The following is a 20,107-nucleotide window of genomic DNA, read 5'->3' on the forward strand; positions in this document are numbered from 1 at the left end:
CTAGAAGGACGGGGCTTTAGACCCAATTTCTTGGTAAAAAGGTAAACAACCGGGTTTCTGTCTCTAGGACTATTTAGGATCGATCGCCCCCAATGCTATTATCAACAAGATAGGACAAAATATACTAAAATCTGTAGTCTGAGCAACAGCGAAGTCCCAGCCAGTAAATTACCCCAAATCTCAAAGCAAAAATCTACATGAACGTCAGAGTCCGTCTAGCCCCCAGCCCCACCGGAAACCTCCACATCGGTACAGCCAGAACCGCCGTATTCAACTGGCTATTTGCTCGCAATCAAGGCGGCCAATTCATCCTGCGGGTAGAAGACACAGACTTAGAACGTTCCAAGAGCGAATACACCGACAATATCCTCGAAGGACTAACTTGGTTGGGGATGAAGTGGGATGAAGGCCCAATTTTCCAGTCCCAGCGTTTGGAAGCATACCGCCAAACCGTCCAAACTCTCCTAGACAAAGGACTCGCCTACCGCTGCTACACCACGTCAGCCGAACTTGACGAAATGCGGGAAGCACAAAAAGCTAATAAACAAGCTCCCCGCTATGATAACCGCCACCGCAACCTGACTCCCGAACAGCGCGAAGCTTTTGAAGCCGAAGGGCGACAAGCTGTGATTCGCTTTATCATTGAGGACGATCGCACAATCTCCTGGAACGACATGGTACGCGACACCGTTACCTGGAAAGGTAGCGACCTCGGCGGCGATATGGTAATTGCTAGGGCTTCCACCGCCACTGACATCGGCCAACCCCTCTACAACCTCGCCGTAGTCGTTGATGACATCGATATGGCCATTACCCACGTCATCCGTGGCGAAGATCATATCGGTAATACTCCCAAACAAATCTTGCTTTACGAAGCTTTGGGCGCGACAATCCCAGAATTTGCTCACACGCCACTGATTTTAAATTCCCAAGGACAAAAACTTTCTAAACGGGATGGCGTGACGTCGATTTCTGACTTTAAAGATATGGGTTATGTCCCCGAAGCTTTGGTCAATTACATGACTTTGCTGGGTTGGACTGCGCCGGATTCTACGCAAGAAATATTTACATTGTCGGAAGCTGCGGCTGTCTTTAGTTGCGATCGAGTTAATAAAGCTGGTGCAAAATTTGATTGGGATAAACTCAACTGGCTGAATAGTCAATACCTGCACAAAATACCGGTGCCACAATTGACTGATTTACTGATACCTTATTGGCAGAAAGCCGGTTATGAATTTGACATAGAGACCGATCGCCCTTGGCTTGAACAAATAACTACTTTAATTAGTCAGAGTCTGGTGCGGTTAACCGATGCTGTTGATATGTGCAAGGTATTCTTCTCTACTACGGTGGAATACGAAGAAGAGGCGATCGCACAATTGCAGCAGCCAAGGGTAGCAGAAGCTTTGCTTGCGGTTCTAGAAGCTCTGGAAAGTCATCCAACGCTAATATCAGCCGAAGCTCAGAAAATTACTAAAAAGCTCAGTAAAGATAAAAATCTTAACAAAGGGCTAATTATGCGATCGCTCCGAGCGGCTTTGACCGGCGCAATGCACGGCCCCGACCTGATAGAATCTTGGGTAATCCTTCACCAGCGAGGAACGGATCGAGACCGCTTACAAACAGCTATTAATAACTTGAATTTACCCGTTGTTGGTGCAGTGGCCCAAACTCCTACCCCAGAAACATCAAAAGCCGAAACTCCTCCTGAAACTCCCGCCCTGGAACACCAAGCAGTGGAGATTTCAACAGTCGCAACACCGACTATTGAAACTATCGAAACCCCGGTTATAGAACCAGCAGTGGAAGTTACAGCAGTCGAACCCCCGGTGCTTGAACCATCATCACCACCAGAGGTTTCAGGAGTCGCAACTGCGGTGCAAGAAACCGTCGAACCCCCGACTGTTGAACCAGCAGTGGAAGTTACAGCAGTCGAACCCCCGACTGTTGAACCAGCAGTAGAAGTTACAGTAGTCCAAGCACCAACGGTGGAAACAGTCGGAGCATCTGTTGCAGCAGTCGAAATATCGCCTGTTACAACAGTCGTAGCAGCAGTTGAAATAGCTGCTGCTAATCAGCCAAAAACTATTGCGAGTGGAGAAATGACTTCATCAAACGAACCAGAAACAACTGCGATCATCACCGAAATTCCAGTGGGTAATGAGACTGAAAGTTCGATCGGTACTACCAAAGTTACCATCACCGAAGAAGCTCCAAGTCAAGCTCAGCAGATCAAAGAACAAGTGATCTCAATTTTGTCAGAGCTTCCTGCTTACATCGGCGCATTTTACGAGCAGTACAAAAGTCCGCTGACAGTCGTCGGTTTAATTTTTGCCTCCATTATCTCTTTGAAAGTGCTTTTGGGCGTAGTAGACGAACTCAATGACATTCCTCTGTTAGCACCAACTTTTGAGCTAATAGGTATTGGATATACCGTATGGTTTGTCTATCGGTATTTGTTGCGTTCTTCCAACCGTCAACAATTAGGTCAAGAAATTCAAGCCATAAAAGAACAAGTTTTTGGCAAAAAATCCTAAACTTTTGCTGGTAAATTGTTGAATTTGTACCCGATACAGACACTTCTAAATAATTTGTCTGTATCGGGTTTTTCATTGATTTTTTATGGGAACCGGGCATAGGGCAAGTAAATTTGATATTAGTAAATCGATGTCAGAAAAAAAGGCAGGCTACTGGTTAGCAAGTCAAAATGAAGCTGTAGATATTTCACAACAACCTACTGACAGTGAATTATCCAAATCTGAATTGTGGCAAGCCATACAATCTTTAGCCCGACGCGGCTTAGTGGAAAAAGTGTTAGTAGGAGTGCGATCGAAGTTTCAGATTAATCCTGTATTTCAAGAATACATTCAATCTAAGTAACATTCCACCCCTGTATATTTCTCAGTCCGCGCACCATCCGGACTTCGTTTGTGTAGACGCGGTTTCAACCGCCGAGTCTGATTGTTCTTTTTTCCCAAACAAAAAGCGCCCCTATTTCTAGGAGCGCTTTTTGTCAATCAAAAGTTAAAAATTAACCGTTGATAGAAGGAGCAACCAAAGCAACTGGTGTTGTTTCACCAGCAGCCAAATCGAGTGGGAAGTTGTGAGCGTTGCGCTCGTGCATGACTTCCATACCCAAGTTAGCGCGGTTGATGACATCAGCCCATGTGTTGATTACGCGACCTTGAGAGTCGATAATCGATTGGTTGAAGTTGAAACCGTTCAAGTTGAATGCCATTGTGGAGATACCTAGTGCTGTGAACCAGATACCTACAACTGGCCATGCACCTAACAAGAAGTGCAAGGAACGGCTGTTGTTGAAGGAAGCGTATTGGAAGATCAAACGACCGAAGTAGCCGTGGGCTGCAACGATGTTGTAGGTTTCTTCTTCTTGACCGAATTTGTAACCGTAGTTTTGCGATTCGGTTTCGGTTGTTTCACGAACCAAGGAAGATGTTACCAAGGAACCGTGCATGGCGGAGAACAAAGAACCACCGAAGACACCAGCAACTCCCAACATGTGGAAGGGGTGCATCAGGATGTTGTGCTCGGCTTGGAACACGATCATGAAGTTGAATGTACCGGAGATACCCAAAGGCATACCGTCTGAGAAGGAACCTTGACCGATCGGGTAGATCAAGAATACTGCGGTGGCTGCTGCAACTGGTGCAGAGTAGGCTACGCAAATCCAAGGACGCATACCTAGGCGGTAGGACAATTCCCACTCACGACCCATGTAGCAAAATACACCGATCAGGAAGTGGAAAATCACTAGCTGGTAAGGGCCGCCGTTGTACAACCACTCATCGAGGGAAGCTGCTTCCCAGATTGGGTAGAAGTGTAAGCCGATCGCATTTGAAGAAGGAACAACAGCACCTGTGATGATGTTGTTACCGAACATCAAGGAACCTGCAACTGGTTCGCGGATGCCGTCGATGTCCACTGGAGGAGCTGCGATGAAGGCAACGATGTAGCAGATGGTGGCAGTTAAGAGGGTAGGAATCATCAAGACACCGAACCAACCGATATAAATCCGGTTGTCTGTGCTTGTGACCCATTCGCAGAAGCGTTCCCAGACGTTGGCGCTTTCGCGCTGTTGTAAGGTTGTTGTCATGGTTTTATGATTGCTGTATTTGGTTGTCAATGTTCGGATGATGTCTCTATTATTACGGCTATCACTACGATTTGTAAAGGGGTGTAACGACAGTTAAACTGATGAGGGTTATAAGCTGGGCTTATGTAGGGTTTGCGGGCATTGGGCGTCGGGTATGGTGACTATATATATGGGATATTTGGGTTGAGGTGCGATCGGCTCGATCTCGATCCCCAGAGCCCAAGTTCTACATCTAATCTGCTAAAAACTGGCTGTAGCTTGTTTTGAAATCAAAATTGCTGGTATCATTTAATGCAACGTTTTCCTTGTATATTCTCATTTTTTTCAGGTTCAGGCTTCCTCGATTTGGGCTTTGAGTCGATCGGCTTCAATGTAGCTTATGTAAATGAAATATTCTCGCCATTCATCCAAGCATACCGTCACTCTCGGCAGTGTCTAAATTTGCCGCAGCCAGAATACGGACACTGCGAAGGAGAGGAAGCAGATATGACTCGACTTATAGAGGGAAAACCAGCAGTTCACTTGCGGGAATTGATCCAAGATGCTCGCAAGAATCACAATATTATTGGATTTATTGCGGGGCCGCCTTGTCCTGACTTTTCAGTGGGCGGCAAAAACCGAGGTGGGGAGGGAGATAAAGGCAAACTTTCAGCTTCATATATTGAATTAATTTGCCAACAGCAGCCGGATTTTTTTGTGTTTGAAAATGTTAAAGGTTTGTGGAGAACCAAAAAGCATAAAGCGTTTTATGATGAACTTAAGCATCAGTTGGCTGAGGCTGGATATTTATTTGTCGAGCGTTTAATTAATGCGATCGAATACGGTGTGCCACAAGATAGAGATAGAATTATCTTAATCGGTTTCCGAAAGCATCTTGTTAAAGATATGGGCATTTCTTTAGATGAACATAGCCAAATGTTGCCTGAAGGTGTATTTCCTTGGTCGAGTCAGATTTTATATCCCAAATCCGAAGTTTTTGCTAATCCTTGGTCTGAGACTGGTGCATTTGCCTGCGATAGTTTTTTGCCTTGCCCGGATGGCATTCCCAAAGAGTTAACAGTTGAGTTTTGGTTCAAAAAAAATGATGTTCTTAACCATCCGAATGCGGAACATTATTTTCAACCAAGAGCGGGGCTGAAAAGGTTTGCTGCTGTCGATGAGGGAGATGATTCTAAAAAATCTTACAAGCGTTTGCACAGATGGCGTTATTCGCCGACTGCTTGTTACGGCAACAATGAAGTTCACTTGCACCCATACAAAGTTCGCAGGCTTTCTGTTGCAGAAACGCTGGCTATTCAGTCTCTGCCTAAAAAGTTTGCGCTGCCCGAAAATATGACATTAAGCAATATGTTTAAAACAGTGGGCAATGGGGTTCCTTACTTAGCAGCGCGGGCGATAGCTCGAACAATTTATCAGTTTTTATATCGGAAATAAATAGATAAATAAGAGCCAATATATAGTCCTAAATGAGTCGTAAATATTTTTACCCCACCCCAACCCTCCCCTTACTAAGGCGAGGGAGTAAGAAATTCACCAATGATTTAGGATTGCTATATCTCATAAACTCGTTTTTTTGTAGAAATGAACTAATAAAAATAAAAATTCATAAATAGTTTAGATTTGTTATATAATAGTTGATTAAGGTTGAAAACCTAGATTTTTTATTTTCCTGCAATTCGCCATGACTGTTAAACCCCGCCGCTATCACATTACCACTTTCGGATGCCAGATGAATAAAGCCGACTCCGAACGGATGGCCGGCATTCTGGAAAATATGGGCTTTGAGTTCTCAGAAGACCCGAACGAAGCTAGCTTGATTCTCTACAATACTTGCACGATTCGCGACAATGCCGAACAAAGAGTTTATTCTAACCTAGGAAGGCAGGCTCATCGCAAGCGCAAAGAACCGGATTTAACTTTAATTGTAGCAGGATGTGTAGCGCAGCAGGAAGGTGAAGCGCTGCTGCGGCGTGTGCCAGAATTGGACTTAGTAATGGGGCCGCAACACGCTAACCGACTTGAAGATTTGCTGGAACAAGTTTTCCAGGGTAATCAAGTTGTGGCGACGGAAGCTGTTGAGATTATGGAGGATATTACTAAGCCTCGCCGCGATAGTCAGGTGACGGCTTGGGTGAATGTAATTTATGGTTGCAACGAACGCTGCACTTATTGTGTTGTGCCGAATGTGCGCGGGGTTGAACAGTCACGAATGCCGGAGGCTATTCGGGGGGAAATGGAGGAGTTGGGCCGTCAAGGTTACAAGGAAGTAACTTTGTTGGGGCAGAATATTGATGCTTATGGTAGGGATTTGCCGGGGACGAAACCGGATGGTAGTCATCAGCATACTTTGACGGATTTGCTTTATTTTGTGCAGGATGTTCCGGGAGTCGATCGCCTCCGATTTGCTACTAGCCACCCGCGCTATTTTACGGAAAGATTAATTAAGGCTTGTGCGGAATTACCCCAGGTTTGCGAACATTTTCATATTCCGTTTCAGTCGGGCGATAATGATATTTTGAAGGCGATGTCGCGGGGCTATACTCAGGAGAAATATTTGCGCATTATTGATACCATTCGGCGTTATATGCCGGATGCTTCGATTACTGCGGATGCGATTGTGGGCTTTCCTGGGGAGACGGAGGCGCAGTTTGAGAAGACTTTGAAGTTGATTGAAGATGTTGGTTTCGATTTGGTGAATACGGCGGCTTATTCGCCTCGCCCAGGGACACCGGCTGCTTTGTGGGAAAGTCAGTTGAGTGAGGAGGTGAAGGCCGATCGCCTACAACGCATTAATCATGTGGTGACTACAACGGCTATGGACCGATCGCAACGCTATTTCGGACGTGTTGAAGAGGTATTAGTCGAAGTCCAAAATGTCAAAGTTCCCAGTCAGGTGATGGGCCGGACTCGCGGCAATCGTCTGACTTTTTTTAAGGGTGATATTGCTGAATTAGCGGGTAAAATAGTGCGGGTTAAGATTACAGATATTCGCGCTTTTAGCTTGACTGGGGAAATGGTGGAAAATTGGTGAAGTCTTCTAAGAAGATGTATTTTTTTTTACCGCAGAGAGCGCAGAGGACACAGAGGAGGAGTGGAATGGAGGGGATATGTAGTCTTAAAGCGGTTTGTCTGTGCGTTAGTTGCGCTCTCTCCGTGTATATTTGTCAAGAAGTGCTAGGAGTAGGGAAAAAATGACAAAAATACGGGTCGGGCTGTTATTCGGTGGGCGATCGGGGGAACATGAAGTCTCTATTAGTTCCGCAAGGGCGATCGCGCGAGCTCTTGCTTCCGACGAAAACGCCACCAAATACGAAGTGCAGCCATTCTATATCCAAAAAGACGGCCGCTGGTTGTCGGGAACCATACCTCAACAAGTTTTAGCAGCCGGAAAACCTCTGGAAATAAATCCAGCAGGAACAGATAATGAGTCTGTTTTCTCTCGTGAATTTCCTAGTTTTAATGACATAGATGTTTTTTTTCCTGTTCTGCACGGACCAAACGGCGAAGACGGTACGGTGCAAGGGTTGCTGAAATTAATGCAAATTCCGTTTGTGGGTTCCGGGGTTTTAGCTTCGGCGATGGGAATGGATAAAATTGCGATGAAAATGGCTTTTGCTCACGCGGGTTTACCTCAAGTAAAATATATCGCTGTCAATCGTTCGGAAATTTGGTCTAATCCTTGTGTTTTCCCGAAACTGTGCGACAAAATTGAGCAAACTTTGGGCTATCCTTGCTTTGTGAAGCCTGCTAATTTGGGTTCGTCGGTGGGAATTTCTAAAGTGCGATCGCGCCCTGAATTAGAAACAGCCCTCGACAGTGCTGCTAGTTACGATCGCCGGATAATTGTGGAAGCTGGTGTAGTTGCTAGAGAATTAGAATGTGCGGTTTTGGGTAATGACAATCCCCAAGCTTCCACGGTGGGAGAAATTAGTTTTAGCAGCGATTTTTATGATTACGAAACTAAGTATACCCAAGGGCAAGCTGATTTGTCAATTCCGGCCCAGGTAAGTAGTGCCATCATTTCAAAAATTAAAGAAATGGCCGTGCAAGCATTTTTAGCCATAGACGGCGCTGGTCTAGGTAGAGTAGACTTTTTTTACGTGGAATCTACAGGAGAAGTTTTGATTAATGAAATCAACACATTTCCGGGATTCACTGCTACCAGTATGTATCCTCAACTTTGGGAAGCTTCGGGTATTTCTTTCTCGGAATTAGTAGACCGTTTAATTCAATTAGCTCTCTGAGCGCCACGGCGAGAAATCTTGAATCGCGAACCTTAAACGGTAAACTACCAAGATCCAAAAATAAATTATTCCGCAGGTTATATATCCTTACCTGCGGAAACGAGATAAGATTGTTGTGGGAGCAGGTTTTGGTGTAAAACCAAATTTTCGCTGCCAGCTCAACAACTGGGAATTTTCCATTAGGCAGGTATGAGTAAATGAGAGCGACAAACATTAGGGTTCAACTTAACTCTAGAATCTCAGGTTTTAAATCCGTTAACTTAAATGAGACCTTTCACTAAATTACCGCAGTGGTGGATTTATGGATTGTTATTTCCCCTAGCAATACTCAACTGCTGGTTAGCCCTCCTAGTCTTTGAATATTTTCGCGCCCTGATTACTGTTTTAGTTATCGCTACAGTGCTGTCTTTTTTGCTAGATTACCCAGTCCGGTTTCTGTCGAGCTATGGCATGAAGCGCGATCGGGCAGTTTTGTCAGTATTATTCGTTACTTTATTCGTACTGGTGGTTTTAGGTCTGACTCTGGCTCCGATTCTACTAACTCAACTCACCGAACTTGCAACCAGACTACCGACTTGGATAGTTTCTGGTACCGAACAGATTGAAGCGTTCAACAAGTGGGCAGAAAATCGTAATTTACGCATAGATGTTAGTGGTTTGACTACTCAATTGAGCGATCGACTTTCGGCTCAATTGCAGTCTCTAACCGGGGAAATTTTGAAATTTGGCTTAGGCGCGGCAGACAGTCTATTGAACTTTCTCCTCACAATAGTTCTGACATTTTACTTGCTGTTGCATGGCGATAAAGTTTGGGAAGGGTTGTTTAAATGGTTGCCCCCCAAGTTGAGTCTCCAATTGCGAGAATTGCTACCGCGAAGCTTTCACAACTACTTCGTTGGACAGGCAACTTTAGCAAGTTTGATGGGACTTTCCATGACGGTTGCTTTTTTAATTTTGCGAGTTCCCTTCGGCCTATTGTTTGGTTTGGGCGTGGGTGTAATGACTCTAATTCCTTTTGGAGCACCTTTTAGTATTTGCATGGTTAGTTTGCTAATCACACTTAACAACTTTTGGCTGGGAGTCACTGTTTTGGCCGTGGCTACAGTCATCGATCAATTAATTGAAAATGCAGTAGCCCCTAGGCTGATGGGCAGTTTTATTGGTCTCAATCCCGTCTGGATTTTAGTTTCGCTGCTGGTGGGAATCAAGGTGGGTGGAGTAGTTGGTTTGTTGGTGGCTGTGCCGATGGCTGGTTTTATTAAGAATGCTGTTGATGCTGTGGAACATTCCAGAAACCTCTCGAAAGAAAGTAATGCGGGAGTTTTTGTTGAGTCTGCCGATCGATAAACTGGCTAATTTCGTTGTCAAAAGTGTGAAAAATTCCTGGCGAATGCGGAATCTCCACGTCAGGGGCCGTAGTTTTGATTGTTGAAGCATCAGCCAATTAGCCAGTGCTGCCTGAGTTCGGCTCCAAATCTCCGCCACCGGTGGAAACCAAAGTTGACCATACCTAGCACGGTTTCTACCCCAAGGTGTAGGGTAAATCCCCCAAACAAACAGAGGTAAGAAATGCTTCAATTTAAGTTAAAGCTTCTTTCGTTTGATAGCAACCTTATCGATGTCTCCCGAATTTTTTCCTGGGTCTAACCATTGATTATCTTGCTTCTGCCATAACTTAATTTAGTAGGTACTACCAATGAAAAACCCTAATTATAATTACCGCTCTGACTCGAATCAAATCAATATTACGGAAACCCAAAATATGCCTAATCAAACTCAGCATCATCGCCGTTTGTCTTTACCGAAAAAATTGGCTTTTTTATCCTTGATTTTGCTCGGTTCCAGCGCCACTGTTGGGTGCAATGCCCTAACTTCGCAAGTGCCGGGGAGTTCTAATGCTATCAAAGGTGAAACCTCAAGTCCAGCGGCCATTGCAGCAGTTCCTGTGAATATACTGCCCTCTCAAGACTCTAATTTTGTGACAAAAGTAGTGCAGCAAGTCGGCCCGGCAGTGGTACGGATTAATTCCTCTCGCACAGTGAAGAGCCAACAACCTGATGTTTTAGAAGACCCATTTTTCCGTCGTTTCTTTGGCTCAGAATCTCCGAGTGCGCCACAAAATCGGGTCGAACGGGGTTCAGGTTCGGGTTTTGTTTTTGGTTCCGATGGTCGCATTTTGACTAACGCTCACGTTGTTGATGGTGCCGATACGGTGACGGTAAAACTGAAAGATGGTAGGGAATTTGTCGGCAAAGTTTTAGGTATAGATACAGTGACAGATGTGGCTGTTGTTAAAATTGAAGCTAACAATTTGCCTGTGGTTAGTTTGGGTAAATCGGAAGAGTTGCAGCCTGGTGAATGGGCGATCGCGATCGGCAATCCTCTCGGTTTGGACAATACTGTAACGGTGGGGATTATTAGCGCTACAGGTCGTTCTAGCTCGGATGTGGGTGTTCCCGACAAGCGCGTCAGCTTTATTCAAACTGATGCTGCGATTAATCCTGGTAATTCCGGTGGCCCATTGCTGAACCAGCGGGGTCAAGTTATTGGCATGAATACGGCGATTATTCAAGGTGCTCAGGGATTGGGTTTTGCTATTCCGATCGATCGAGCGCAACAAATTGCCGAGGAGTTAGCAACAACAGGTAAAGCCGAACATCCTTATCTGGGCGTTCGGATGTTGAGTATTACTCCCGAAGTCAAGGCCGAATTTAATAAAAATCCCAACACTAAATTGAGGCTGACTGAAGATAAAGGTGTGTTAGTTTTGGGAATTGCGAAAGATTCTCCGGCGGCACAAGCTGGTATTCGCGTTGCTGATGTGATTAAGAAAATTAATGGTCAAGAAGTCAGCGATGCTGGCAGCGTACAGCAAATTGTGGAGAAAAGTAAAGTTGGTAACGATATGCAGCTTGAATTGAGCCGTGGCGGACAAGTTGTGACTGTGGCCGTGAAAGCTGGTGCTTTTCCAGCGAATCAGAAGCAGCAGTAGCGTCTAAAAAATAGGACACCCAGAACCCCGAATTCTTGAAGAAGTCGGGGTTCTAATCGTTCCACCCGTGCGTAAGTCCTCAAAGAAACCGGGTTTTTTACCGCATCTGCGCGCCACAACGAAGTATTCTCAAAAAAACCCGGTTTCTGAAACCCCATGCGTAAGTCCTATTGGTATAATTGACAAGTATTTATATTTGTTATGAAGAGGTAGAAACATGGCTCATATTAATCGGCGGCGTCCTGAAAATATCAGCGGTAATTTTTATGTAGATAGTACCTGCATTAGCTGCGATACTTGTCGGTGGATGGCCCCGGAAGTATTTGTGGAAGTGGGAGAACAATCAGCGGTTTACCATCAGCCAACTAACGAGACTGAAGAAAGGCGATCGCTCGCAGCTCTTTTGTCTTGTCCCACAAGTTCGATCGGCACTGTGGACAAACCAAAAAATATCAAGGAAGTTCAGCAACATTTGCCAGCACTCGTAGCAGAAAATATCTACCACTGTGGCTACCATTCCGAGAAATCCTACGGTGCTGCTAGCTATTTAATTGTCCGCCCAGAGGGCAATATTTTGGTCGATTCTCCTCGTTTTGTGCCGCCGCTAGTTAAAAATATCGAAGCCATGGGGGGGATTCGCTATCTGTATTTGACTCACCGCGACGATGTGGCAGATCATCAACAATACCGCGATTATTTTGGGTGCGATCGCATTTTGCATAGTGACGAAGTTAATGCGGGTACTCGCAGTGTAGAAATTCAATTGTCTGGGAACGAACCGCATCAAATAGCAGATGACTTGTTGATTATTGCAGTACCGGGGCACACGCAAGGTCACACAGTTTTACTTTATAATAATAAGTTTTTGTTTAGTGGCGACCATCTGGCTTGGTCGGATAATTTGCAGCAGCTAATTGCTTTTCGCCAAGTCTGCTGGTACTCTTGGGAGGCACAAATCAAATCGATGCAGAATTTGGCTAATTATGAGTTTGAGTGGGTGTTGCCGGGACACGGCCGCAGGTATAATGCCGATCGCGAAACAATGAGCAATCAAATGCAAAAGTGTGTTGCTTGGATGCTCGATGCTTAATGCGATCGGATTCATAACTCTCTTCTCGACATCTGCGTGAATCAGCGTCAATCCCTTATCATCTGCGGCTCGATCAATTCTATTTTTTTCACCGCAGATGAGGGCAGATAAACACAGATTAACGCAGATGAATCCCTCTGAATAGACTTAGCGAATGACTGCTAATCAGCTCAAGCAAGCTGCCAGATCGGCATCAGGGGTGGTAATGGCCTGCAAGTTGTATTGCTCCGACAGAAGCTTGAATACATTGGGAGAAATAAATGCCGGTAATGTCGGCCCTAGGCGAATGTTTTTAATCCCCAAATGCAAGAGAGTTAGCAAGACGGCTACGGCCTTCTGTTCATACCAGGACAGAATCATGGACAGGGGTAGATCGTTGACACCTACCTCAAAGGCATTGGCTAGGGCTACAGCAATCTTAATCGCGGAGTAGGCATCGTTGCACTGACCGAGATCCATCAGGCGGGGGAGTCCGTCAATCTCTCCGAGCTCTCGATCGAAGAACCGAAACTTGCCGCAAGCTAGGGTCAGTACAACACAATCATCGGGTACTTTTTCGACGAACTCGGTGTAGTAGTTGCGATCGGGCTTAGCTCCATCACAGCCCCCCACTAGGAAGAAATGGCGGATTTTACCCTGTTTCACAGCCTCAATGATTTTATCTGCCACCCCCAGGACTGTATTGTGGGCAAAACCAACTTTGACTTCCCTGGGGGGTGCATCTTCAGTAAAGCCGGGAAGTGCCAGTGCGATCGAGATAACGGGAGTAAAATCGGGCGCGCCATTGTCGATCGCACTCAAGTTAATAATGCCGGGATAGCCGACTGGGCCAACGCTAAAGAGTTTATCTTCATAATAGGAATGGGTTGGCATTAAGCAGTTGGTTGTAATGACGATCGCACCGGGGAACTTGGCAAAATCCTTAGTTTGGTTCTGCCAAGCGGTGCCGTAGTGACCATAGAGATGCGGGTACTGCTGTTTGAGTTTGGGATAGCCGTGGGCGGGGAGAAGTTCGCCGTGGGTGTAGACCGTAATTCCGGTGGCTGCGGTTTGCTTCAGTAAGCCTTCGAGTTGTTTGATGTCATGTCCTGACACCAGAATCGCCTTCCCTTGCCGTGGATTGAGGGGAACAGGCGTAGGAACGGGGTGTCCGTAGGTACTCGTATGTCCGGCATCCAACAGTTCCATAGCTCGCAAATTAATGGCTCCCACCTCAAGAGCAAGATTCACCCACTCCTGTAAGCCCAAGGTCTCGTTATCGAGAGCGACAAGTGCCTCGTAAATGAAACGATACACCCCCTCGTCTTCCTGGCCAACTTCGTAGGCGTGGAAGGCATAGGAAGCCAAACCCTTAACGCCATATAGCACGGTGAGTTTGAGCGAGAAAATATCCACATTCGAGGCAGACTGACTGAGGAACTGGAGGGAAATCAGCTCACCCTGCTCAACCAGGCTGTCCTCAAAGTTGGGTTCCCAGTTGGCAATTTCAGCCCAAGTGGGTGGATTGTCTGTTGCTTGCTGTACTTGAGCCTTGAGGTTGGCGCGATGGGCGATCGCTTCATGGAGATATTCAACAAACCGCTTTTCGGAAAAGTTGACATTCGTCATTGTGGCAAAGATGGCTTCGCAGGTGAAGACATCCAATGCATGAGTATCAATGCTTAATTCCTTGGCTTTCAGGGCGATGGGAGCCAACCCGCGCAGATAATAAATCACCAAATCTTGGATCGCATTCACCTGGGGACTTTTCCCGCAAGCACCAAACTGATGACACCCCTGTCCGCTGGCTGTTTGTTCGCATTGTTCACAAAACATTGGTTCTTTCCTTGTTTTATTAGTGTTAAAAGCATTCACACGGATTTGGAAAACCATTTGCTAGATTCGGGAATGAGATAGGTATCAAATACGGAGGCAATGTTGCGAATTAGCAATCGCCCGATCGCAGTTACTTCAATGCCATCGCCCCAACGTTTGATTAACCCATCGGCTTCTAAGGCATCAAGTTGTGGCAAAACCTGGGCGAAATAGTCATTGAAATCGCGATCGAAGCCGAGATGATATTTTTCTTCCAAATCCGGCACCGACAGTTGGAATTGACACATCAATTCCATGATGACTGTGCGCCGAATCAGATCGTCCTGATTGAGTCGAACACCTTTTTCGATCGGCAATTCACCTGCATCGATCGCCCGATAAAAATCTTTCAATCCCTTGTGGTTTTGGGTATACACATCCTGCAACATACTGATCGAAGTCATGCCAAAGCCCAACAGATCCGATTCCGGCTTGGTTGTATAACCCTGAAAATTCCGATGGAGTTGCCCAGCTTGTTGCGCGATCGCCAGTTCATCATTCGGCTTAGCAAAGTGATCCATGCCAATAAACACATAGCCATTTTGCGTCAGTTGGGCGATCGTGTTTTGCAGAATCTCCAGCTTTTCGGCCGCATCCGGCAAAGCAGATTCCGGCATGAGTTTCTGAACCGGTTTAATCCAGGGAACATAGGCAAAATTAAAGACGGCAATGCGATCGGGATTTAATTGCAAAGTCTTCTGTACCGTTTCCTGGAATGTTGCTTCTGTCTGGAAAGGTAAGCCGTAAATCAAATCCACATTCACACTTTCAAACCCGGCTTCCCGAATCCAATCCATCACATCAAACAACATCGCTTCGGGCTGCACCCGATTGATCGCTTCCTGCACGGTGGGATTAAAGTCTTGAATGCCAAAGCTAATCCGATTGAAGCCTAATTGTCGCAGAAATAGAATATATTCGCGATCGATATAGCTAGGATTAATTTCGATCGATATTTCTGTCGCGTCATCGAACCGAAAATATTGATTGAACTGATTCCAGAGAAACTCTACTTGAGTGCGATCGAGATAATTGGGAGTGCCACCACCCCAGTGCAACTGATGCACCAGCCGATTGCCATCCACCAAACTGGCAACTTGGTGAATTTGGCGAGCGAGATAGCCTAAATAGGGTTTTGCTACCTCCTTGCGCTGGGTGATGATGGTATTGCAGCCACAGAAATAACAAGGCGTTTCACAAAACGGGATGTGACAGTAAAGCGATAAGGGGGTTTGTTTGTGGTTGCCGACGGCGATCGCGGTTTGAAATGCGTTGCGATTGAATTCAGTGCTTAATTCCGTAGCAGGTGGATAGCTGGTATAGCGAGGTAAAGGCTGATTGTATTTATTCAACAATGCAGCATCAAATTCAACCGTTTGTGATAACTGTTTCATGGAACTGTAGGTGTTAGGTGTTAGGGCGTGTTTTCAAACTTTGCATCAAACCCGGAGATCCCCCTAAATCCCCCTTAAAAAGGGGGACTTTGAGTCAAGTTCTTGTCCCCCCCTTTTTAAGGGGGGCTAGGGGGGATCGGACTTAACTGAACCGTATTGCTGTAAAGATACGATCGCTCGTGTTTTGGTTGGGAGCTCTATTTCGCGACAGATTCTCGTTCACCCCGCCAGAGAGTGCCGTTGTGTACTGCCGGGACGATCTTGCCGAGTCAGCAAATCAAAGGTATGCTCTCCGATCGCAGCTTTCACATCAGCTTCTAGTTCGTGCATCACATCTTGGTTGAGGGTAAATGCCACATTTGCTTCTGCGACAATTCGTTCGATCGTGTCAGCATCCACTGGAAACCCATCCAGGGTTTGGCGATAGCGTTCCTTAAATACCCGCCTTGCGAACGGTGTCGAGATTTGGTCAAATTCATAGAACTCAGTGCCTTGATTTGATGCCAGAGACAAGGCCGAGCGAATCACGTTTTTCAAGCTTTGTCCGCCGGATAAATCACCCATGTAGCGAGTGTAGGCATGGGCAATCAGCAGGACGGGAGCAGTTTTTGAGAGGGTTTGAATGCGATCGCGATACACGCAACCTGCTGGCGAAGCCGTAATTTGCTCCCGCCAATTTTCACCGTAATAAAATGCTAGATCGCGGGCAAGATTCTCAGTTCTATTTAACTCTGGGAAATAGAGGCTACCGATAATCTGGTGGTTGACATGACTCTGCAAAGCCGTTTCTAGGGTGTTATAAACAAAATACAAATCCGCAAATAGTTTGCGCAAGGGTTCCCGTTCCACAATGCCTTTCATAAAGCATTTCATAAATGCCGTATTTTCGGCTGTAGTGTGGGATTGCATCGTGCCTTCTCGGAGGCGTGTTGATAGATTAGTCATGGCAATATCTCCTAATTAATTAATCGCCGTTCTAGAGGCTTCAGCATTAATCGATGGCAGTAAATAAAGTCGCAATAACTGCCACGCGATCCTAGCAATCCAGGGTAGTTTCTGACAAAATTGGATGGCTGGATGGCGCTGGTTGCTAGAGATTTCCGCCAACTTTTGATTGGCGATCGCGCATTGCTCCAAACGAGGAAAGAATTCTGGATGGTCAGTATCTAAAACACTCGGAAACGCCCGTTTTGCCGTTTCATTAGTGTGATGAATCACCTGCTTATTATATTCCTGGGGGTCGAGGGCGATCGAATCATAAAATGTAGAGCGTTCCAACACCGTCATAGTGTGGGTAGCAAACACCGTCAGTAAGAAAAAGCGCGCCCATAATCTTGCCTTCCAGCTATTCCAGAGTTGGGGCTGCGATCGCAGCAATGCTTTAAAAAAATCACCATGCCGATTTTCATCTTGGCACCAATTCTCGAAGTAGCGAAACAGGGGATAAATTTGATGTTCTGGATGTTGTTCGAGATGGCGATACACCAAAATATAGCGCCAGTAGCCAATCTTTTCTGAGAGATAAACAGTATAGATCACCCATTCGGGAGGGAAGAATGTGTAAGTACGATTTTTTGTTAAATAGCCCAGGTCCAGAGACAACCCAAAATCCGCCATTGCCTTATTCAAGAAACCAGCATGACGGGCTTCATCCCGTGCGAGTAGGTTAAAGGCTTCCGATAACAATGGTTGGCGATTCTTGAGTTTGCGGGAGAGTTCTTTGAACAACAGAAAACCAGAAAACTCCGAGGTACAGGAGCGCTCTAGAAAGTCAATAAATGACCGTCGTGTTTCGCCATCAATGTTGTCCCAGCATCGATCGAACTCCTGATTGCGGACAAAATGGTGGCGGTTATAGTCGGCGCGCAATTCTGCTACAACTGCTTCTAATTCCGCCTGCTGCCCAGACAAATCCATCTCAGCTACGATATCAAAATTGGTGGTGTAAAATCGGGGTGTTAATAGGGTTTCTTGAACGGGTGCTTTAATGCCGGAGGGCAGACCAGCCGACTCGGATTTAGTAGTTGAACTGACCATAGAGTAAAAAGTGGATTGTGCGGGGTTGATGACTGTGTATCACTTTGCCTGAATCTGCGATCGCCCACAAGTCAGTTACCAGTGCTATCCTATAGTTACCAGGAGTAAAGCATAGAAGCCCATAGGAGGCTAGAGCCATTTCTAAAGAAATCTTGAAATTATAGTGCCGACAAATTTAAAAAACTTTACACCTAGATGAAGAGAATTTATGCTAGAGCAGTGCGTGGAGGTGAAATGTCCAATTCAATTTGTGCTAGATTTGTTGGACAATAAATGGTCAATTTTGGTGTTACGCGAACTGTTTGGAGGCGATCGGCGTACTCACGAATTACTCGCGGCGCTTCCGGGAATCAGCACGAAAACCCTGACTCAACGCCTACGAGAGTTGGAAGCTCAAGGGTTAGTCGATCGCCGTGTCTATGCCGAAATTCCCCCTCGTGTAGAATATTCTCTCACGCCCAAAGGTCGCCAAATTCAACCGGTGATGGTGGCCCTGCATCAAGTAGGATCGCAGTGGCTGGGACAGGAGAAGTGTGGTTGTCCGCTATTAGAAACTGATTAACAAAATCGCGATCGCCCTTTCAAAAGATAAAGCTTCTTTCATCAGTCGCTCAATTGATAGTATAACGATCTCCTCAACAAAAATCGCTCAAGAGTTAAGTTGAATCCCCAGTAATGATAAATTGTACAAGGCTGGAAAAAAGGCTAAGTGTGGGATTCCAGCCTCCCCAATTAATACCTTACGGTTAGCGGCAAACTCTTCACACCAGTATCAGCGATCGACGCGATGCGATCGCAAAAACGACACCAACCTTCGCAGTTTTTCAAAACCACACACCCTGCACTACCGGGTTGACCTGCATCAAAGTGAATTCCCAACTCGGCGCGAACCCCGTACTCTGAAACTACAGGGTCAGGAGTTAAGTGAAGTCTCGCCTCATACAATGAAGTTATAAATTTGAGTATGGTGTAACTTGTATGAAAAAAATCTTAAATAATTGTTTTAAGAAATTGAAACTGATAAGTTTTCGCGTAATTCATCAAATCTGGGAAGAAAGCAGAAAAATCCGACTCAAGTCGCTGATCATTGGATTTCAAATCTTCTACTCCATCTGCTAAATTATTAACTCTATTTGTTAGGGTCGAACGGGGTATCACTACCCCGAACTCCCATGCAAAACCGGACGTGATAGTTTCCCGTCATCCGGCTCCTCGACTGTTTGGCGCTTGTCATGCGTACCTCTTTCCCATTAAGAGTTAGGGGGCTAGAAATAAGATTCATCACTTCTCATCTCCCACTATGAAAGGTTCCCATTTGGCGTGAATAATGTCGTGGCAGTGTCTATTGGAGTTTAGACTAAACAGGTCAAAAAGTGCGATCGCACTGAGACTAGCTCACGTTTATCAAGAACGGCAATGGTCGCTGGCGATCGGCTATGAGGCTCAACCATAAGAGCGGTACCAGCGACCATTGACGTTCTCTTTGAGGTGGCGGATGCTTTCTCAAAAAAAAACTGCCTGCGATAGTTTCAACAGACAGCATCAGGGTAGAAAATTGAGTATTCAGCTAAAAATCTCAAATCTACCTGCAATGAAGTTAGAACAATTACAGGAATTTCGTCAACTAGCTTATGAATGCCTCGGCAACGCCAAAGATGCCACATTTGAACTAGCAGACGCGGTAATGACAACCCGCCACGTCTCGTGTTTAGGAGATTTAGCCCTCAATCCTTTATTTCGGCGTCAGTGGTCGAGTGTCTATGAAGCGCTGCAAGATTGTAGACCAGACCGAGACCAATTGATGCAACTATATATCCAACAGATGTCACAAGTCGAACGTCCAGTATTAGCGATCGATCATACAGCATGGTTAAGACCCCATGCACGTACCCTCAAAGAGCGTACCTACGAACATCAGCCCACGGCTTTACCTCACGGTATACCTGTTGGTATCGGTCAAGGATATAGTACGATCGCACTGATACCTGAAAGTAGTGGCAGTTGGGCGCTGCCGTTAAGACACGAACGTATCACCAGTTGGGACAACCCAATCGGTAAAGGCGCTCAACAATTGGCACAAGTCTGTGAATATCTTCAGCATAGACCGATCGCCCTATTTGATAGTGAGTATGGGTGCGCTCCTTTGGTTAAAGCCACCGCTGCGAGCGCGGATGATAAACTAATGCGTATTCGTTCCAATCGTTGCCTATGGTCAGCACCCCCAGCCTATAGTGGTAAAGGACGGCCCAAAATTCACGGTCAACAATTTAAGCTTAACGACTCTCAAAGCTGGTGGGAACCAGAACAAACTCTGGAATCTGTTGAACCCAAACTGGGAAAAATTCGGCCCGTGAAAATGGAATGACTTGCATTTTAGGGGGA

General features: G+C 45.8%; 16 protein-coding genes and 1 pseudogene. 11 read left to right on the forward strand and 6 right to left on the reverse strand.

Going from position 1 to position 20,107, the window contains the following annotated elements; translation table 11 throughout:
* Window positions 1–197 precede the first annotated feature (197 nt).
* From gltX to P2A85_RS15545, 3 genes and pseudogenes are all read left to right on the forward strand, one after another.
* A pseudogene (gene gltX, locus P2A85_RS15535) lies at window positions 198–1,634 on the forward strand (glutamate--tRNA ligase); the annotation flags it as partial.
* 468 nt (window positions 1,635–2,102) lie between these two features.
* Window positions 2,103–2,537, forward strand: coding sequence for a CAAD domain-containing protein (locus P2A85_RS15540; RefSeq protein ID WP_377481518.1), 435 nt, complete (start codon window positions 2,103–2,105; stop codon window positions 2,535–2,537).
* 130 nt (window positions 2,538–2,667) lie between these two features.
* The gene (locus tag P2A85_RS15545; RefSeq protein WP_377473572.1) at window positions 2,668–2,880 is read left to right on the forward strand and encodes a hypothetical protein; all 213 of its coding nucleotides are present in this window, start codon (window positions 2,668–2,670) and stop codon (window positions 2,878–2,880) included.
* Window positions 2,881–3,031: 151 nt separating this feature from the next.
* Here P2A85_RS15545 and psbA read toward each other — a convergent pair whose 3' ends face one another.
* A complete protein-coding gene (gene psbA, locus P2A85_RS15550; protein ID WP_377473574.1) occupies window positions 3,032–4,114 on the reverse strand; it encodes a photosystem II q(b) protein in 1,083 nt (360 codons plus the stop codon).
* Between the two features lie 291 nt (window positions 4,115–4,405).
* Here psbA and P2A85_RS15555 point away from each other — a divergent pair, with 291 nt between their 5' ends.
* The 6 genes from P2A85_RS15555 to P2A85_RS15580 all read left to right on the forward strand — a co-directional run bounded on the left by P2A85_RS15555 (window position 4,406) and on the right by P2A85_RS15580 (window position 12,440).
* Window positions 4,406–5,548 carry a DNA cytosine methyltransferase gene (locus tag P2A85_RS15555; protein ID WP_377473576.1) on the forward strand — a complete coding sequence of 381 codons (1,143 nt, stop codon included), beginning with the start codon at window positions 4,406–4,408 and terminating at the stop codon, window positions 5,546–5,548.
* 247 nt (window positions 5,549–5,795) lie between these two features.
* Window positions 5,796–7,145 (forward strand): tRNA (N6-isopentenyl adenosine(37)-C2)-methylthiotransferase MiaB, encoded by a 1,350-nt coding sequence (miaB, locus tag P2A85_RS15560; RefSeq protein WP_377473578.1) that lies wholly within the window; start codon window positions 5,796–5,798, stop codon window positions 7,143–7,145.
* A 160-nt stretch (window positions 7,146–7,305) separates the two neighbouring features.
* Window positions 7,306–8,358: a D-alanine--D-alanine ligase family protein gene (locus P2A85_RS15565; protein ID WP_377473580.1), complete on the forward strand. Its 1,053-nt coding sequence runs from the start codon at window positions 7,306–7,308 to the stop codon at window positions 8,356–8,358.
* 264 nt (window positions 8,359–8,622) lie between these two features.
* A complete protein-coding gene (locus P2A85_RS15570; protein WP_377473582.1) occupies window positions 8,623–9,705 on the forward strand; it encodes an AI-2E family transporter in 1,083 nt (360 codons plus the stop codon).
* A 349-nt stretch (window positions 9,706–10,054) separates the two neighbouring features.
* Entirely contained in the window at window positions 10,055–11,350 is a 1,296-nt protein-coding gene (locus P2A85_RS15575; protein WP_377473584.1) for an HhoA/HhoB/HtrA family serine endopeptidase, read from the forward strand.
* A gap of 217 nt (window positions 11,351–11,567) precedes the next feature.
* Complete coding sequence (locus tag P2A85_RS15580; RefSeq protein WP_377473586.1) at window positions 11,568–12,440, forward strand: MBL fold metallo-hydrolase; 873 nt, start codon at window positions 11,568–11,570, stop codon at window positions 12,438–12,440.
* A 165-nt stretch (window positions 12,441–12,605) separates the two neighbouring features.
* On the opposite strand, the gene hcp is transcribed toward P2A85_RS15580, so the two are convergent.
* The 4 genes from hcp to acsF all read right to left on the reverse strand — a co-directional run bounded on the left by hcp (window position 12,606) and on the right by acsF (window position 17,725).
* Window positions 12,606–14,255: a hydroxylamine reductase gene (gene hcp, locus P2A85_RS15585; RefSeq protein WP_377473588.1), complete on the reverse strand. Its 1,650-nt coding sequence runs from the start codon at window positions 14,253–14,255 to the stop codon at window positions 12,606–12,608.
* A 35-nt stretch (window positions 14,256–14,290) separates the two neighbouring features.
* Window positions 14,291–15,688, reverse strand: coding sequence for an oxygen-independent coproporphyrinogen III oxidase (hemN, locus tag P2A85_RS15590; protein WP_377473590.1), 1,398 nt, complete (start codon window positions 15,686–15,688; stop codon window positions 14,291–14,293).
* Window positions 15,689–15,907: 219 nt separating this feature from the next.
* Window positions 15,908–16,633, reverse strand: a complete 726-nt coding sequence (locus tag P2A85_RS15595) for a heme oxygenase (biliverdin-producing) (RefSeq protein WP_377473592.1) — start codon at window positions 16,631–16,633, stop codon at window positions 15,908–15,910.
* A gap of 15 nt (window positions 16,634–16,648) precedes the next feature.
* Window positions 16,649–17,725, reverse strand: a complete 1,077-nt coding sequence (acsF, locus tag P2A85_RS15600) for a magnesium-protoporphyrin IX monomethyl ester (oxidative) cyclase (protein ID WP_377473594.1) — start codon at window positions 17,723–17,725, stop codon at window positions 16,649–16,651.
* A 208-nt stretch (window positions 17,726–17,933) separates the two neighbouring features.
* Here acsF and P2A85_RS15605 point away from each other — a divergent pair, with 208 nt between their 5' ends.
* Complete coding sequence (locus P2A85_RS15605) at window positions 17,934–18,287, forward strand: winged helix-turn-helix transcriptional regulator (protein WP_377473598.1); 354 nt, start codon at window positions 17,934–17,936, stop codon at window positions 18,285–18,287.
* 170 nt (window positions 18,288–18,457) lie between these two features.
* Here the strand turns inward: P2A85_RS15605 and P2A85_RS15610 are convergent, their stop codons facing one another.
* Complete coding sequence (locus P2A85_RS15610) at window positions 18,458–18,604, reverse strand: hypothetical protein (RefSeq protein ID WP_377473600.1); 147 nt, start codon at window positions 18,602–18,604, stop codon at window positions 18,458–18,460.
* A 616-nt stretch (window positions 18,605–19,220) separates the two neighbouring features.
* Here P2A85_RS15610 and P2A85_RS15615 point away from each other — a divergent pair.
* Entirely contained in the window at window positions 19,221–20,090 is an 870-nt protein-coding gene (locus tag P2A85_RS15615; RefSeq protein WP_377473602.1) for a transposase, read from the forward strand.
* The last annotated feature ends 17 nt before the right edge of the window (window positions 20,091–20,107 follow it).

Origin of the sequence: Microcoleus anatoxicus, assembly GCF_042465725.1 — a bacterium.
In the GTDB taxonomy this organism is placed as follows: Bacteria; Cyanobacteriota; Cyanobacteriia; order Cyanobacteriales; family Microcoleaceae; genus Microcoleus; species Microcoleus anatoxicus.

Excerpts from the sequence above, each read along its gene's own strand:
- P2A85_RS15540 (WP_377481518.1), top strand. The coding sequence starts at position 2,103 with ATGACTTCATCAAACGAACCAGAAACAACTGCGATCATCACCGAAATT.
- P2A85_RS15545 (WP_377473572.1), top strand. The coding sequence starts at position 2,668 with ATGTCAGAAAAAAAGGCAGGCTACTGGTTAGCAAGTCAAAATGAAGCT.
- psbA (WP_377473574.1), bottom strand. The coding sequence starts at position 4,114 with ATGACAACAACCTTACAACAGCGCGAAAGCGCCAACGTCTGGGAACGC.
- P2A85_RS15555 (WP_377473576.1), top strand. The coding sequence starts at position 4,406 with ATGCAACGTTTTCCTTGTATATTCTCATTTTTTTCAGGTTCAGGCTTC.
- miaB (WP_377473578.1), top strand. The coding sequence starts at position 5,796 with ATGACTGTTAAACCCCGCCGCTATCACATTACCACTTTCGGATGCCAG.
- P2A85_RS15565 (WP_377473580.1), top strand. The coding sequence starts at position 7,306 with ATGACAAAAATACGGGTCGGGCTGTTATTCGGTGGGCGATCGGGGGAA.
- P2A85_RS15570 (WP_377473582.1), top strand. The coding sequence starts at position 8,623 with ATGAGACCTTTCACTAAATTACCGCAGTGGTGGATTTATGGATTGTTA.
- P2A85_RS15575 (WP_377473584.1), top strand. The coding sequence starts at position 10,055 with ATGAAAAACCCTAATTATAATTACCGCTCTGACTCGAATCAAATCAAT.
- P2A85_RS15580 (WP_377473586.1), top strand. The coding sequence starts at position 11,568 with ATGGCTCATATTAATCGGCGGCGTCCTGAAAATATCAGCGGTAATTTT.
- hcp (WP_377473588.1), bottom strand. The coding sequence starts at position 14,255 with ATGTTTTGTGAACAATGCGAACAAACAGCCAGCGGACAGGGGTGTCAT.
- hemN (WP_377473590.1), bottom strand. The coding sequence starts at position 15,688 with ATGAAACAGTTATCACAAACGGTTGAATTTGATGCTGCATTGTTGAAT.
- P2A85_RS15595 (WP_377473592.1), bottom strand. The coding sequence starts at position 16,633 with ATGACTAATCTATCAACACGCCTCCGAGAAGGCACGATGCAATCCCAC.
- acsF (WP_377473594.1), bottom strand. The coding sequence starts at position 17,725 with ATGGTCAGTTCAACTACTAAATCCGAGTCGGCTGGTCTGCCCTCCGGC.
- P2A85_RS15605 (WP_377473598.1), top strand. The coding sequence starts at position 17,934 with ATGCTAGAGCAGTGCGTGGAGGTGAAATGTCCAATTCAATTTGTGCTA.
- P2A85_RS15615 (WP_377473602.1), top strand. The coding sequence starts at position 19,221 with ATGCTTTCTCAAAAAAAAACTGCCTGCGATAGTTTCAACAGACAGCAT.